14 protein-coding genes are annotated in these 16,009 nt (G+C 45.9%); 6 read left to right on the top strand and 8 right to left on the bottom strand.

Annotated elements, in window-relative coordinates:
* Window positions 1–274 precede the first annotated feature (274 nt).
* The gene (locus tag QUB12_RS15975; RefSeq protein WP_333138925.1) at window positions 275–2,230 is read left to right on the top strand and encodes a hypothetical protein; all 1,956 of its coding nucleotides are present in this window, start codon (window positions 275–277) and stop codon (window positions 2,228–2,230) included.
* Between the two features lie 7 nt (window positions 2,231–2,237).
* Here QUB12_RS15975 and QUB12_RS15970 read toward each other — a convergent pair whose 3' ends face one another.
* The 3 genes from QUB12_RS15970 to QUB12_RS15960 form a co-directional block, all read right to left on the bottom strand.
* Window positions 2,238–2,576, bottom strand: coding sequence for a hypothetical protein (locus QUB12_RS15970; RefSeq protein ID WP_333138927.1), 339 nt, complete (start codon window positions 2,574–2,576; stop codon window positions 2,238–2,240).
* 3 nt (window positions 2,577–2,579) lie between these two features.
* Window positions 2,580–2,909, bottom strand: coding sequence for a hypothetical protein (locus tag QUB12_RS15965; protein ID WP_333138929.1), 330 nt, complete (start codon window positions 2,907–2,909; stop codon window positions 2,580–2,582).
* 130 nt (window positions 2,910–3,039) lie between these two features.
* Entirely contained in the window at window positions 3,040–4,218 is a 1,179-nt protein-coding gene (locus QUB12_RS15960; protein ID WP_333138931.1) for a glycosyltransferase family 2 protein, read from the bottom strand.
* 160 nt (window positions 4,219–4,378) lie between these two features.
* Here QUB12_RS15960 and QUB12_RS15955 point away from each other — a divergent pair, with 160 nt between their 5' ends.
* The 3 genes from QUB12_RS15955 (at window position 4,379) to cobT (ending at window position 6,654) form a co-directional block, all read left to right on the top strand.
* A complete protein-coding gene (locus QUB12_RS15955) occupies window positions 4,379–4,771 on the top strand; it encodes a transporter (RefSeq protein WP_190737183.1) in 393 nt (130 codons plus the stop codon).
* A 400-nt stretch (window positions 4,772–5,171) separates the two neighbouring features.
* Window positions 5,172–5,354 (top strand): hypothetical protein, encoded by a 183-nt coding sequence (locus QUB12_RS15950; RefSeq protein ID WP_333138934.1) that lies wholly within the window; start codon window positions 5,172–5,174, stop codon window positions 5,352–5,354.
* Window positions 5,355–5,547: 193 nt separating this feature from the next.
* Window positions 5,548–6,654: a nicotinate mononucleotide-dependent phosphoribosyltransferase CobT gene (gene cobT / locus QUB12_RS15945; RefSeq protein ID WP_333307542.1), complete on the top strand. Its 1,107-nt coding sequence runs from the start codon at window positions 5,548–5,550 to the stop codon at window positions 6,652–6,654.
* 282 nt (window positions 6,655–6,936) lie between these two features.
* On the opposite strand, the gene QUB12_RS15940 is transcribed toward cobT, so the two are convergent.
* Complete coding sequence (locus tag QUB12_RS15940) at window positions 6,937–7,335, bottom strand: hypothetical protein (RefSeq protein ID WP_242715966.1); 399 nt, start codon at window positions 7,333–7,335, stop codon at window positions 6,937–6,939.
* A 709-nt stretch (window positions 7,336–8,044) separates the two neighbouring features.
* On the opposite strand from QUB12_RS15940, the gene QUB12_RS15935 reads away from it, so the two are divergent.
* Both QUB12_RS15935 and QUB12_RS15930 read left to right on the top strand, forming a co-directional pair.
* Window positions 8,045–8,221 (top strand): phycobiliprotein lyase, encoded by a 177-nt coding sequence (locus QUB12_RS15935; protein WP_333307539.1) that lies wholly within the window; start codon window positions 8,045–8,047, stop codon window positions 8,219–8,221.
* Window positions 8,218–9,327, top strand: coding sequence for an extracellular solute-binding protein (locus tag QUB12_RS15930; protein WP_333138942.1), 1,110 nt, complete (start codon window positions 8,218–8,220; stop codon window positions 9,325–9,327). Before QUB12_RS15935 ends, QUB12_RS15930 begins: the two co-directional genes overlap by 4 nt.
* 344 nt (window positions 9,328–9,671) lie before the next feature.
* Here the strand turns inward: QUB12_RS15930 and QUB12_RS15925 are convergent, their stop codons facing one another.
* The 4 genes from QUB12_RS15925 to QUB12_RS15910 all read right to left on the bottom strand — a co-directional run bounded on the left by QUB12_RS15925 (window position 9,672) and on the right by QUB12_RS15910 (window position 15,757).
* Window positions 9,672–10,202 (bottom strand): hypothetical protein, encoded by a 531-nt coding sequence (locus QUB12_RS15925; RefSeq protein WP_333138944.1) that lies wholly within the window; start codon window positions 10,200–10,202, stop codon window positions 9,672–9,674.
* 301 nt (window positions 10,203–10,503) lie between these two features.
* On the bottom strand, window positions 10,504–13,791 hold the full coding sequence (locus QUB12_RS15920; RefSeq protein WP_333307537.1) for a PAS domain-containing protein: 3,288 nt from the start codon (window positions 13,789–13,791) through the stop codon (window positions 10,504–10,506).
* Between the two features lie 323 nt (window positions 13,792–14,114).
* The gene (locus QUB12_RS15915) at window positions 14,115–15,245 is read right to left on the bottom strand and encodes an aldo/keto reductase (RefSeq protein ID WP_333138948.1); all 1,131 of its coding nucleotides are present in this window, start codon (window positions 15,243–15,245) and stop codon (window positions 14,115–14,117) included.
* 5 nt (window positions 15,246–15,250) lie between these two features.
* Window positions 15,251–15,757, bottom strand: a complete 507-nt coding sequence (locus QUB12_RS15910) for a bifunctional nuclease family protein (RefSeq protein ID WP_015176672.1) — start codon at window positions 15,755–15,757, stop codon at window positions 15,251–15,253.
* Window positions 15,758–16,009: the final 252 nt, after the last annotated feature.

Genomic DNA, 16,009 nt, shown 5'->3' with positions numbered 1-16,009 from the left:
CTTCTGCCTCCTGCCTCCTGCCTCCTGCCTCAAAACTCCAATTTCTAGCGGAGGGCTGCAAAGGTGAGATGCTCCCCATAAATTTCTGTCCGGTATCCAATCCGATCAATAGTAATCACCTTTAAATCATCCTTCAGCAACGAACACAAAAAACAGTATATTGACAAAATTCACACAGTCTTCTAAGATGAAAGACGATTCCTAACACACCGCCAAAACTTAACAAATCATCCCTCCACAAGTTAACAATTTAATATAATAGGCTTTGACAGCAATGGTTCCATACCTAATATCATTCTTCTACGGTATTTGCCTGCTTTTATCCCTCATCGGTTGGGGGAAATTCCTCAACCACATTCTGTTTCCCAACCAGCGAACGGACTGGGGACAAAGAGCAGGTTGGGGTCTAGCCTTGAGCCTTATCATTGGCGGTGTATTAAACGCAACTTGGAATATCTCGCCACCCACAATTTTATTTTTTTTAGGTTTGGGACTCATTTATTGTCTAGTAGATTTGATAAATCACAGACAATCAATCGCCAGTAATCTCTCACAGCTATTTCAAGAAAGTCGCAAAGATAAAATAGTCTTAGCAGGCATTGCGACTGTCAGCCTACTGATTTTTATCCAATACGCGGGATGGGTGTATACAGGCAGACTCAACTTTGCCAACATGGTGTATGCTGACGGGTTTAATACCAGCGATGACTACCACGCTTACTTAGTATTTCCCCACAAAATGCTGCAACTCGGTTCTATGGGCCTAGAGCCTTTTAGCGAAAGAAGAATAGTATCTTTGGGGGGACAGTCATTTCTCCATACTTTCATTGTCAGCGTACTTTCTGACACTAATTTAAACATCATAGACCCGGGTTTAGCGCTGATAATTACGATCGGACTAATTATCGGATTTTTCAAAGAACATCCAGCCTCCACTAGACGAGTAATATTTACAATTTTATTTGTCCTATTGATTGCTGTACCCAAGGCAAACACTACAAGTAGTATGCTGCCTGTAGCTTTATTTTTAAGTTTGTTTAGAACCATTGACACCAAAGAAATAGACTGCAACTCTTGGGTTTCCAATGCTTGTATTATTGCTTTAATCTCCGCCGCAATTTGTACGTTAAAATCTTCTCTAATTCCAGCCTCGGCTATTGTATTGGCAGTTAGCTACCTTTGCTATTTTATTAGCTCAAAGACCCAACAAAAAGTTGTTTGGGAATTCGCGCTGGCGACAGTATTAGTAGGAATATTTCTCCTACCTTGGATGATTTCTTTGTATCAATCTTCAGGTACTTTATTGTATCCTCTTTTGGGAAAAGGCTATCACGCCTCCGCCTACGGCATTACTTTCAAATCAGGTTCGACACTCTTGGGAACTGTTAAAACAGCCATCGCAGCATTCAGAGGTATTTACGTTTTTATACTGATATTGCTCGGCTGCTTGAGCTTAAGTATCCGACCTCTGAAATTGGCTAATTTACCAGCAGAATCCTCGTTCTCGAACCGCCAAGCACCTTTATCTATGACAGTTGCAGCGCTAGTGGCAACTGTTGTTGTAGGGGTGCTTACCGAAAATGCCGACCCTTTTCGCTATTCATTCTCTCACCTGTTTCCGGCAATTATCATATTAATTATGATTGCCATGACGGATACAGGAGTGTTAAATACAAACGGGATTCCTAACTTTTTTATTGCCGCTGTATTTTGTGCAGGTCTTACAATCAGCTACGATTGGGAGATCACTAAAAATACTTATTCAGCTTATGTGAAAAATATTAAATTCGGACTAACGAATCCATCTTTAGTTTCAGCTAAGCAAAAGTTGCAGTATGCAGCGCTGCAACAGTCTATTCCCCAGGGAGAAACAGTTTTAACCAGGCTAGATACACCTTTTATCCTCGATTTTAAACGCAATCAAATTCTCCTAGCTGACTGGCCCGGAGGAGCAAGTTTGCCTCCCGGAATGCCTGTCTTCAAAGGCGATGAAGCTTTAGCGAACTATTTAGTTTCAAAATCTATTCGATACATAGCTTATTCGTCTTGGAGTCTCAATCATCCGCCAAATGTAGATACTTCAGCGCCTGGATTGTCATCTTGGTTTAGACTGCAATCACAACTTGCTCACGACTTTCGGGATAACGTGCAACAACTAGCAAAAACGAGAAAGAAGCTTTATGCAGACGGAGAAAATTTTGTGCTGGATTTGGGAGTTCAGCGTAAGTAGCAAATATTTAGATGACATAAAAGAGCAGATTAGATATCAAACCGAAAAGCCGGAAATGTTTGGTAGAAATTCGAGCATCTGCTGGCAGTATCTTTAACACATCTTTCTCAGATAAAAGGTTGAGATTTTCCTCTTGGGCGAAAAAGTGTTGACCGAGCAATTTCAGCAACGCTCGAAACCAAGAGGGGGGCAGCCAATGTATGAGGGGAACAGCAGTGTGGAATTCTACGGGATACCACCGGTTGGGAGTTGTGATGCAGCAAGTTTTGCCGACGCGGCAAAGTTCCCGAACAAAAGCTTGTTGCTGAGTCCGACTCCCGACGTGTTCGATTACGGCAAAACTCACGACTCAATTAAAACTTTTGTCGGGAAATGGCAAGCTTAATCCATCAGAACGGACGTATTTTAAACCTGGATATTCTTCTTCTAAAAACACAGCATCTTCCATACCGACTGCGGTGATTTTGTCCTTATGCGGATAAAGTTTCTCAAAGAAATTGCAGTCTTCGCGGCGGTCGGAAGTTACTCCTACATCCAACACCGTTGTGTCGGCGCTGGGATGGGCTAATCCCATGAGCAAATCGAACATTTTTTGGCGGGCGTACAAAGATAGTTTAGTTGCGAAACCGCCTAGCTTGGGGCCAACATACTCGCTGGAGTTGTTTTCAGTTAGTGTCATATAATTTTAGCTTTGAGATGAACTGACAACCTGGTTGAAGCCCGATTGTTCGCGCTCGATTTAACACAGCATTTGGGCAATTTAAATCATCTTTCGTGAAATTTATAACAAAACTGTACTTTTAAGTGTTTTACCTGCGCTTCAACCCCAGCACGCTGAGAAAAAAGCTCGACAAAACCATCTGCAAACCGACAGTCAGGCAAGTGAGCGAGGGAATAACCAAACGCAGAGTTTTAGAAGGGTCGAGAGAACCAAAAGCAGTTTCACTCCAGATAGTTAATGACAAGAACGAGCCAACTATTCCGATTAATATCAGTGTGACTCCGAAAATCAATCCTGTCTCTAGGGTGACATAGCGAAATATTTTGTTGAGTTTGGGGTCTTCGGGCAGCAGTTTTTCACTGATGGCGAAAACTTTGGTGAAGAAAGCGAAAGTTACTGCTTGAAAACCGATGATAATTGCGATCGCAGCATACAGCAGTGTATGCACGTCAAAGCTGATACTCCCGATATTTTGAGTACCGGGCAACAGCCAAATGCCAACTATTATACCCACAATCATCAGGAAAGCACCCGGATACAAGAACAGCCATCGGGGACTGTAAAGCAACAGAAATCGCAAGTGCCGCCAGCCATCTCGCCAAGTTCGCAGGTGCGGCGGACGGCTGCGGCCATCGGGAGAGAGTACGGTGGGGACTTCTGTGATTCGCAACTTGTACAGAGAGGCTTTGACGACCATTTCGCTGGCAAATTCCATCCCCGTTGTTTGCAAGTCGAGTTTCAAAATTGAGTCTCTCCTGAAACCCCGCAATCCGCAGTGAAAGTCCCCGGCGGGACTGGAGAAGAATAGCTGCCCCACCCAAGTAAGTACCGGATTTCCTAAGTATTTGTGCAGTGGTGGCATTGCCCCCGGTTTGATGCCGCCTTGAAAGCGGTTTCCCATCACTAAATCGCACCCTCCCCGCAATTTTTCGACAAAAGCGCCGAGACTAGAAAAGTCGTAGCTGTCGTCAGCGTCGCCCATGATAATATAGAGTCCGCGCGCTGCGATTATGCCTCCCATCAGGGCGCTGCCGTAGCCTTTGGCTGCTACGGGTACGACTCGCGCCCCCATTCTGGTAGCGATATCTTGAGAACCGTCAGTGCTGCCGTTGTCTGCTATGATGACCTCGCCGGCAATATCAAGTTCGCGCAGGGACTTCTGCGCTTTCTGGATACAGATTTCTAAAGTTTCTGCCTCGTTCAGGCAAGGCATGAGTATCGATAATTCGAGAGTGTATTCCCCGCTGGCGTTGGTCTGTTCTGCCATATGTTTGTTCTACTGTTGCTGGCGATCGACAATACTTGCATTTCCAGTATGTATGTTTAAAATATGGGTAGCGAACAAAACTCAATAAAACTTAATCAAAGCTGTTTAGGAGAGTTTGTTCCGGGCCATTCTCGATCTGTAGTATTATCTTGGTGAACTCATGAATAGAGGCGTTTTTCTGGTTTTGCTTGCTGCCATTTTGTGCAGCGTCCTGGGTCAATTTACTCTGAAGGCTGGAGCAAAAGTTTTAGGGCCCATCGGCGCTGCTAATTTAGTTGAAAAAGTTATAGCAATGGCTACTCAGCCTTTGATAATAGCAGGTCTTTCTCTGTACGCAATTTCTTCGATCGGTTTTATCGTAGTTTTGTCCCGCGCTAACATTAGCATAGTCTCGCCTTTACTGTCAATCAGTTACCTGTTTACTGTTTTGGGCGGCAAAATTGTATTTAACGAGCCGTTGCCACCGCTGCGGTTAGTAGGCGTGGCGCTAATTATGACGGGAGTAATTTTTGTACTCAGAGGTCAAGCAGGGGGTGCGCCAGGGGGCAGTTAGCGAGCCCTTTTAAGATTGACGCTTGAGTGCTGAATTGATAACTTAACTAAAAGGGTGCGTCTGAATGTTCTGTTATTAGATAGAGCCCAGGACTTACAACTTGTGGGCGAATCTTTTGAAAAATATAGAAAATGCAACTCTAGACAGGATTTGTGCAGGTACACTATATTTCTGCCTGCACAAATACGAAGGCTACTAATTGACACAATATGGCCTCACAAGTTGGTGAGGATTTAATTAAAACCGTATAAGTACGATCGCGGAAGTTTACAGAGATCGCGAGCGGCGAGTGAAAGACGATCGCGCCTGCGTCACCCTTAAAAATTTTAAGTACGACGGCGAGGAGAACTAAAATAATTAGTTAACTATCGCGTAAAATATGTAAATATCTCCTTTAACCATGATTATTGCCAATATTTACGCTCCCAGTCAAACCAACTACGGATTAACCGATTTCTACCATTTTTACATGAAGTTGCATACAAGAAAGATTCTGTTGAGAGGGCATCCCGATGGCAGCCAACTTCATAGGGCGATCGCCGTAAGTGCACAGGAGCAACAACTAAAAACCAGTCGAACCTAAGCTTTAAGGATCGGTTGCAAATGTTGTGGGGGCTCATAAACAGGACACATCATATCACGTCCGCTAGTACCGGGCTTGATATAAGGGGTAAGGGGTCAGGGATAATGGGCAAACGAATAACTAAAAACCAACAACTAAGAACTAACAAATAACTAATAATTAATTCCCAATTCCCATGACTAATGACTAATTTATGATTCATATTTATACAGAAATAGAACAGGGGCAGCGATGGCTCGATCGCTATCGGGGAGGAAAACCCATATTTGCCTGCGTGTTAGGATTTACCGCTACTGGCTTAATTCCGGGGATTTCAGCAGCAGGAGCAACTCCGCACGATCGACAATTTACTTGTTTAGCCGATGCAGAATTTTTGTATAACGGCCCCCAACCGTCGCCCCAATATCCTTTGCCGCCCCTAGAAGCGGGTGCCTCGCCGGTATTGATATCTCGCGCTGTAGTCGAAGCTTTGGAACTTCCGCTTTACCTATTTAATGCTGGTTTGCCCCTCCCACCTACCGTACCTGCAATTGATTTGGGCGGCACTCCGGCAAAGTGTCTGATTTCTGGGAATGCTTTAGAACTCGAAACAGTCAAACATTTGCTCGAACAAGGATTAATTTGGGGAGCTAAATTGGCTGCTCAAACTAATGGCAGCTATTTAATTTTAGGGGAGTGCGTAGTTGGGGGAACGACTACTGCTTTGGGCGTGTTAATGGGTTTGGGTATTGCAGCGGCGGGCAAAGTTAATAGTTCTCATCCTCGCTGCAATCACGCTCAAAAATTGGCTGCGGTGACAGCGGGACTCAATAATGCTGAGTGGGAAATTAACGGACAAAACAGCACTCCCCTGGAATTGGTAGCGGCGGTGGGCGATCCGATGCAAATAGCGGTGGCGGGAATGGCGATCGCCGCCAGTCGGACTTGTGGGGTACTCCTGGCCGGGGGCACGCAAATGCTGGCAGTGTACGCTTTGATGCAAGCTTTAGCCCGTGAATATGCTCTGCTATGGAGTCCCGAACAAGTTGCGGTGGGGACTACGCGCTGGGTGGCCGAAGACCCTACAGGAGACACTGTAGGACTTGCTAATGATATCGGCAGTGTGCCTCTGTTGGCCGCGCAGCTAAGTTTTGCTGGATCTCGCTACGCGCAACTGCAAGCTTACGATCGCGGCTATGTTAAAGAAGGTGTCGGTGCGGGAGCCTGTGCGATCGCCAGTGGCTTGGCTGCAAATTGGACTCCCACTCAACTCCTCCACGCTGTTGAAGCTTTAGCCTCGCGCTGTGACATTAAACATTAAGTAGATAGTTATAAGAATCGATGCCAGATTTGTGAACTTCTCTCTTTCTTCTCTTTCTTCTCTCTCTCTGCGTCCTCTGCGCCCTCTGCGGTTTGTAAAAAAATCTTGTTCACCAAAGAAATAGCCTTCCTATTTCTACACAATATCTCCCTTTCATGCAGTATTCCCCCTGCTAATTGCGGGAGATAAAAAACTCTATGCAATGAATCTATAAGTAGACGAGCATAAATCAACGCAACTTGTATTTTTTTTGAATTACTACCCGATCCCCGCTAGCAATATTTAATTAGGCCCGCCTAGATGTTGCGAGTGCATTCTTTTGGAGAGCAACTGTTCTTCCAAGGCAGCAATTCGATTGTAAGCTGCTGTTAGCTGAGCAGTTAAGCGCTGGATTTGAATCTCTGCGCTCAGCTCTTTTTCCAGGCTTTGAGAATTCTTGTCGAAGTAGCTGTCATCTAACAGTATGTCTTTGTGTTCGAGGAGGCCGTCGAGACTGCTGTAGCTTTGATAGGGCGAGGTTTGGTCATTTCCTAGCGTTCCAGAGCGATCGTTTCTCTGTTGCTGGGTCAGCTTCGTCTCCTTGGCCGACTCCAAGAGCTTTTCATTGAGGTTTTCTATGAGTTTGTAGAGGGCCTCGACTTGTTGGCTCAATACTGTAACTTGCTGGCGGAGCGCTTCCATACAATCATCCTTTGGCTCGTAACTTAATATCTTTACATTTTAGGTAAATCTTTACATAACTTGGATTTATCACTAAATTATTTAATTTTTGACTTAATTGTTGTGTTCCCAATCCTGACGGTAGATTTAGGGAGCCAGCTTGAAGATAATCGATCGGCATTCGTGGGTCGATTGTAGATTTTAGATTTTAGGTTTTAGATAGTCTTGGACACAGGAACCGGGTTGGTTAACCCCCATACTTCGTTCAAACCTTCAATCAGAGTTAAAACGTCGGGTTTCTGAGAGTCGGATCGCAGAGCGTCCTATTAGATTGACTTCGCTCTCGCCAGTGCTTTCAGGATTCAGATGAGTGGATTTTTAGTTTTTTTAGTTATTAAGCTGTCGCCGATTTAAAAAGGATTTTTTACTTCGGTTGTGTAAAAAGCTTCCTCCAACGGCAGATGGCAGCGCTCTCGTTGTTTCGTTATATTAAAAAATGTAACACAGATGCAGTAGATCGACCCGGCTGGCGAGCAAAACTGGCTCAAAGGAACTTGCAGCACAGAAATTAGGCGTTAAGTTGACGGAGTTTTCGGCATCGGAAAGCTCGATCGACCAGGTAGAAGGTAAAATCAGGGCAAGAGCCAATCGATTTGAGATTTTAGATTTTAGATTTTAGAATTGAAGCATTGAAGCATTGACCCCACGGATAAATTCGGGGGCTTGTATCGTGGATGCTTTCGGTCAAACAGACTCTCTTCGCAGCAGAACCGAGTACAATGGCTCTGTGTTTGAAAAAGAAATAAGACAAATCGGCGCCAACTACCGGACTCGACAAACAATTATTTCCCCGGCTGTAGAACACAAAACGATCGGTCAATATTTAGAAAAGCGGATTGACAGGTGAAACGAAGGTCTTTGCTATTGGGGGCCGCCACCCTAACTTTAAGTCAATTGGCGGCAGGGTGCGACTCGAAGCCCATTCTCAAAATTCGATCGCTCAAAAACGGTATTCCGGCCCAACTGGTAAGCAAATTTAGCCGCGATGTACAACCGTCTCCGCTTTTGCAGGTAACGCAAGAAGGACAATTAAAAGAATTATTCGCCCTGTTGCAGGAGTGGAAACGGGTTCCCGAATCAAAAAATCAAGCTAACTTGGTGATGTTGGGAGATTACTGGCTGACTTTGGCAATTAGGCAAAAATTGATTAAGCCGATCGATCCTGGTAAGTTTGCTAATTGGTCACAATTGCCCGAAAGATGGCAAAAACTCGTCAGGCGCAACGACGAGGGTAAATTAGATCCTCAAGGTAAAGTGTGGGCTGCACCTTACCGCTGGGGAAGTACGGTAATTGCCTATCGAACCGACAAATTTAAGGCTTTGGGGTGGACTCCGACAGATTGGAAAGACTTGTGGCGAGTCGAATTGCGCGATCGAATTTCTCTGCCGGACAGTGCCAGAGAAGTTATCGGTTTAACATTAAAAAAACTAGGGAAATCTTACAATACGCAGCAATTAGATAAAATCCCAAATCTTAAAAAAGAACTCGCAAATCTGCACCAACAAGTTAAATTTTATAGTTCGGACGCTTACCTGCAACCATTAATTTTAGGCGATACTTGGTTGGCAGTAGGTTCCTCTGGGGACTTGCTGCCGCTGCTGCAAACTCAAAAGGATATTGCTTTAGTAGTTCCGGTTTCGGGAACTGCACTTTGGACAGATTTGTGGGTACAACCAGCATCAGGGAATCCAGTTTCTTTAGTGGAAAAATGGATTGATTTTTGCTTACAACCTCGGGTTGCTCCTCAATTATCTTTGCTGGCTAAGGCTAGTTCGCCGATAATTGTCGGCATGAAACCCGAAGATTTGCCGGAAGCTGTTCGCACTAATTCTGTGTTGTTGCCGGATGCTAAGATTCTTGCTGCTAGCGACTTTCTGCTGCCTTTTGGGGATGCGGGGATTGCCCAATATCGATCGCTGTGGCAAGAAATTCGGCAAGTAGTGAAAAGTTAAATTACAGTCATCCCGCGAGCCCGCCAGGGGTTGAAACCCCTGTCTAATAGCTAAAGTCCTCTCAAAGAGGACTGAAGAACTCATCTCATTTCCGGTTACACTCATACATGATGTTGACTGTTGAGAGTTGACTGTTGACGCCGTGAACAGTCAACCGTCAACGCCGTGAACACTGAACTGGAATTTACTATTCCGATGCTAACGGATTTGATATCATTAGTCGTCTTCAGACGACTTTAGCTTTGAGGCAGGGGTTTCAACCCTTGCCGGACTATGGGTTTGACCTGGTTGTTGACACTCCCAAAGGCACGGCGCCGTGTCCTAACTCTTGTAGGGACACTAATCTAAAATCCTTTCACCCTTCCTCGAATACCCGGATTTGAGAGAGATTCTAAATCAATCCGACAGTTAAGCCGATCGCCCTTGCACGAATAAACTGCCAAAGCAGTGCCTTGACGGTTGCAAACTCGCACATTGTAACCATAATCGTTGGCGACAGTGCCAAAGCGGTTGACAAATTGATAGCGTTCCATATAATCGAGCAAACTCCAAAGTTGGCGGTTGACGATGAGAATTACCCAAGTATTGCCGGGATCGACAAACCAGCGATCGAGCAATTTTCCGCCAAACTGTTTTTGAGCTAACCACAGACTCGGCACGCTTTTTTCGGTTTGCGAAAGCGGGGGCGACGGCAAATTAGCAGCGTTGCCAGTCGGGCAAGCCGGCTGCTGGGAAAAAGCCGCAGATTGTCCCCACAGCAAGGCTCCGAGGCACGCAGAACAGGCGATCGGGAACAAAAATAAACTTTTTGTCAAAATGCCATGCCTGCGGGGAGAAACTTGATTTTCGTGGCGCATTTTGGGGTAATTCATCATATTCATCATATTATTAGACAAGATTGCATAAATCATTCATTGATACAGAAACCGCAGATGTAAGGCAGATAAACACGGATAAACGCAGATAATTTTAAATTACTCGTTACTAGGCTCCAGCCTAGTAATGCAGATCCGGAGGCTCTGCCTCCATGTTTCCAACCGAGGCAGAGCCTCTAGATTTATGTTCCCAGGCTGGAGCCTGGAAGTTAATTTTATTATTCTTCAGTCCGCGGAGGCGGACATTGTTTGTATAGTAGCGGTTTCAACCGCCGACTCTTCTCTTATTTCTGCAAAATTATTAAAATTCCGATCGCTTAAACAATGAAGCAGGCAGACACACAGCAAAAGTAGAGCCGCAATCTAACTCGCTAGTAACTTCAATATCGCCACCCATCATCTGACAAAAACGCTGACTGATAGTCAGTCCCAAACCAGTACCCCCGTACTTGCGAGTAGTTGAATCGTCAGCTTGAGTAAAAGGTTGGAACAGTCGCTCTTGCTGTTCTGGTGTCATGCCGATGCCCGTGTCCGTCACTCGGAAAATTAAAAAATCTGCATCCAAAATTAACAATTGAGCAACTCTCGGTTGATATTTATTTTTTAATTCTTCACTGGTAATTCTTTCGACAGTAAGCACGATCGCCCCATTAGCAGAAAATTTAGCAGCATTGCTGAGCAAATTCAGCATTACCTGCCGCACTTTCATCAAATCGCCGTGCATCGCGCCGATATTGTCAGAACTCAATACTTGCAAAGTATTGCCGTTTTTATCCATTAGCGGTTTGATAGTTGTTACCACCTCCTCGATTAAACCTCCAACATCGAAGCTTTCGAGGTAAATCTCCATCTTGTCAGCTTCAATTTTGGAAATGTCGAGAATGTCCTCTATCAGCCGCAGCAAGTGTTTGCCAGCAGTGCGAATTTTGTCTAAATCCGAGACTAGCTCTAAGTGGCCTAACTCTTCGGCATCTTCCACCAGTATATCGCTGTAGCCGATAATCGCATTCAGGGGAGTGCGTAACTCGTGGCTCATGTTTGCCAGAAAAGCACTCTTGGCGCGGTTGGCGAGTTCTGCGGCTTCTTTGGCCAACTGCCACGCTTCCTCCGCGTCTTTGCGTTCGGTGATATCCCGCAGTGTCGCCACTACGGCTTCGACGCTGCCGTCTGTCGCACAAACCGGGCTGAGAATGTACTCGTAGTCGCGGGTTCCCCAGTTGGCCGTGGGGACAATTACTTCGCCTTTCACGGGCTCGGCTGTGGCAAATATGCCGTGGCATTCTTGGTGAACCCGCTGCATAATTGTTGGCGACCAGCCTAATTCCTGCCAGGTTTTGCCAATCATTTGTCTGGGGTTCATGCCGGCAGCTTGAGCGGCGGTGCGGCTGACATAGGTGTATTTTCCCGATCGATCTACTAGAAAAATTAGGTCAAGAGAAGCGCCGAGAATGCCGTCAACAGTTCTGGCGTGTCGGGCTACTTGAGCCGTCATTTGTCTGACAGTGATGGCGCCGCGGACTCTGGCGGCCAGTTCAAACCGCAAGAGTTCGTTGGCTTGTTTGAGGAATAGGGTGCGCTGTTCGACTTCTATTTCTAGTTCTGCTTTGGCTTTTTCTAGGGTGACTTCGGCAAGTTTGCGATCGCTCACATCTGTAGAAATTGTACCGACTGCATAAGCTTTACCTTCGGAGTTGCAGAGGGGAAATTTCAGAGAAATATAAGTGTGCGGGCCGTCGTCTTGAGGGATGATTTCTTCGAGGGTTAGGGGCGAGGAGGATTCGAGAACTTTCAGGTCATTTTCTCGCAGGGCTGCTGAAGAGTCTTGGGGAAAAATATCGCCGTCGGTTTTCCCTGTTATTTGCTCTTTTGCGATGTCAAACAAATTGTCAAAATGGCGGTTTGTGAGCAGGTATTTTCCGTCAACATCTTTGATGTAAATCACTGCTGTTGAGTTGTCTAAAATCGCTTGCAGCAGTGCTTCGCTCTTTCGCAGGGCTTTTTGAGTGTTTTGGCGATCGAGTATTTCTGGCTGCAATTCCCAGTTGAGGCGATTTAAGTCTTGCCAAGCTTCCTGGACTAGATTTAAGGCGATCGCGCTTTTTTCTAGTTCTGTATTTTCTGTATTTACCTGTCGCGACTGGTTTGAGACGGAGTTTTCGGGCAATTCTAGGGGTTGGAAAGCGAGCGGGATGTGGGGATTTGCGATCGGGCGTTGGCGAAGCCCTCGAAGAGGATCGCCCGCCAATTTTTTATTATATCGAAAATCTACGGCTAATTGACCATCTAAACTCGATTTTTTGGGAAATAAATCGGGGAATTCGCCGAAATTTAAATTGTCATAAATTATATCAAATGTCCGCGATCGCTGCGGCAGTTCGGCGCTGGAGTTAAATGCCCAATTCCCGTCTGATGTTGATAAATCTGAGTTAGCGGGTTTAGCAATCCGGCGAGTGACGGCAACTCCCAAGGCGAAGGGGACAAGGGCAGCCGCAGACATTGCCAGCAGCCAGTTGTTGCCCCACCAAGTTTCGATCGAGGTTGTGGGGATGCCCCGCACTAAAATTACAGCGGGTTTTCCGGCTAGATTATTCAGGGATTTTGCTGCTACTGTATAAGCCTGATTCCCTATTTTTATTTGCTGAGCAACTGCTTTCCCATCGGCGGCGCGTGCAGAGATCAGTAGCGATCTGTCCATCCACTGTAAGTCGGGCAACCGTTGATTTTTCGTAACACTTTGTCCACTTACCAAGACATATTTGCCCTCATTAAGCGGTGCATAAATAGCGTAAAATCCGAGTGAATGGACTATTTCGCTACTGGCAACCATCGGGATTTGGCTCAGATTTGTTCCTAAAAATAAAGCAGCAATAACAGTCTGATTTTTGGGATGTTTTACGGGAATTTCTGAGTAATTCACAAGGACACGTTCGCTCAATCCCGTTTGCAAAGTTGGCAATTGTTTCTGATTTTCCGATTTAGCCAGAATTTTGCTGGGCGTAATTTGCTCTTTTTTTGCTAATACTTGATAGGCTAGGTTGCGAGGATTAAAACTTTGTCCCTCTTGGTTGAGATTAACGCTAACAATTATCTTCCCATCTTTCCCCACTAAAGCTGCATTGTGTATTGCTCCTGTTTTGACTTGATTTTCTAGAATTTGCTTGACAGATTTTTGCAAATATGATAATTTTTTGCCGCTGTTGTAAGCTAAGGCTGTTTGGGCGATGGTTTTGCTGTCAGAGGAGTTTTGCAAACGGTCGGCGGCGCGATCGAGTTTGAGATTATAGTTAATTTCACTAACAACTAATTCTGATTTAGCTTGATTTTGCCCTTGGATCAGTCCCGCTGTCAATATCATCCAAAGCGCCGCTCCTGCAAGTCCCAGTGGCAAGATTATTGGTACAACTAGGAGTCCAATTAGTTGTTTGCGGGTGAGAGACAAATTGTAAGTGCAAGGCATGACAACTGCTGCAAATCTGTCGGAACTTACTGCTGTAGTTGGCTGCGGACAATCTGACTGGAGGTTGTTTAAGTGAGTCTGAGCCATAGGAGTAGATGCTAAATCGGTAGTAGATGCGGGCTGCCCATTCATATAAACGATCAGAATTTTACTGTTTGAATTCTGCTGAGTCAGATTTTGTTATTTAGTTATTAGTATGCTGTCGGATGTTCTTGAAAGCCTGTTGGCAGTATTGATCCCCAAAAACAGAGGTACTTTTTCGCTCAATTTTAGGTTTTCACCCTGGCTCAAAAACCCGGATTTTTGCTTGCAGTATGTAAATTCACTTAAAAACGAGTTTAACCTAATTGTTGCAGGAGTTAAAGAAAAAACTTAGGCAGGGGAAGCCAAAAACCAAGTTTCTGTGCGGTATTTGGTGGCAGGTGCGATCGCCTTTTCCCTTCATCACCTTTTTTTCAATCCCACAACCGCCTGCCTGCTTTGCCGCCCAGTCGCTGGTGAGTATCTTTGAGCAAAGTTGGGATGTCTAACTCTTCGGGACACCGGGGCAAACATTCGCCGCAATCGGTGCAGCGGTTGCCTTTGCTGCCGGGAAACCAGTGTCCGGCATTTTCAAACATGGCGTAGCGGTATTTGCCAAAGTCAGTCATGTCGCACCCGACGGCGAGATTGCGGAGTCGCAATACTTCGGGAATGTTGATGTTTTCCGGGCAAGGCAAACAGGCATAGCACTGGCTGCATTTGTCGGTTTTCAAAGTTGCTGCAATAACCGATTCTAGCCGATCGAACGCAGCGATTTCGGAGTTGGTGAGGGGAAAGTCGCGATCGCAATATTTCAGGGGTTGCTCTAATTCTGTGGCATTTGCAGGGCCCACACTCAAAGTCCCAATCCTAGTATCGCTGAGTAAAAATCGATAGTTCAACTCTAAAGGCGAGAAAGGCGAGCACAATTGTGCGAGAGTTTCCGGGGGCGTGTAGAGTTGCCCTCCTTTATCTGCCGGGGAAATGATGAAAACGCCCATATCTTTGTCTTTGGCGAGTTCAATTGCCGGGGCGTTGCGCTGAAAAAAATAGTAATAATGCAGATTGACAAATTCAAACAAATCTGTATTGATTGCAGCCAAAATCAGATCCAGAGGCCCGTGAGTCGAAAAGCCGACGTGCCTAATGATCCCATCAGCCAGGGCTTTGCGTACAGCTTCCATGCAGCCTGTGGGATCTCGTACAATCGCCAAATGTTCCCAAGTATTCAAACCGTGAATTGCCAGACAATCGATATAGTCTAAATTCAGGCGTTTGAGGGATGCGTCGATGCAGCGTTCCATTGCTGCTGCATCCTCGGTTGGGGAAATTTTTGTAGTGACGTGGAGGCGCGATCGATCGACAGACAAACCCGCCGAAAGGGCCGCGCCAAGATATTCCTCGCTGCAACCGTAACCTGCAGCCGTTTCCAGGTGATTGATTCCCTGAGACACTGCCTGTTGTACAGTCTGACAGGCAGTTTCCTCAGAAGCCAAATAGCGCATGGTTCCCAAGGAAAATACAGACAGGTGCAACTCCGTTTTGCCAAACCGTCGATAGCGCATAAAGTTTAGGAAGTTTCGCCCGGGCCCAAGCCACTTCTCTTAATCAAATCCTCTGGACGGAGGTTTGAGATAAATTCCCGGAAGGCCCGGCGTTCTGCCTCATCAGCATCTCGATCGACCGGTATCGAAGCATCGGCGACGACTTCTTCCATCACCCAGATGGGGCAGTTCGTTCGCAAGGCTAGGGCGATCGCGTCGCTAGGTCGGGCATCGATCTCTTTTTTAACTTCTCCCTGACGGACGATCAGTACGGCATAGAACGTGTTATCTTGCAGCGAGTGAATAACTATGCGCTCCAAGGTAAGACTCCATGCCTCTAAAAAATTGACCATCAGATCGTGAGTTAAAGGCCGAGGAGGCTTGTGGCCTTCGATCGCGCTAATAATAGCCTTTGCTTGCTCCTGACCGATATAAATAGGCAAAGCCCGTCGCTCAGTAGCGTCTCTCAATAGGACAATAGGACTGCGCGTGGCTGCATCTAAGGCAATTCCAGCGACTTTCATTTCAATCATAAAAATGCTCGGTAAGTGGGAAACTCAGAGACTTTAGTCCTGAGAGGGAAACAACATGGGCGGTTTCAACACATTCGACTACGCTCAGTGAGCACCACCTTGAATCCCCTTTCCCCTTTCGGGGGTAGAGGGGTATGGTTGCCCCTCTTTGGAGATATGGTTGTCTCCGGCTCCCTTTCGGGGTAATGTTCGCTTGTCGGTCAATGTTATGAGAGCTTGTTAGACTTGCAACACTGTCGAGCGTGACCTTAA

The organism is Microcoleus sp. B7-D4, from assembly GCF_036705125.1.
Taxonomy (GTDB): domain Bacteria; phylum Cyanobacteriota; class Cyanobacteriia; order Cyanobacteriales; family Microcoleaceae; genus Microcoleus.
The sequence above is the reverse complement of the archived record's forward strand: the minus strand, read 5'-3'. Positions and strand labels throughout refer to the sequence as shown.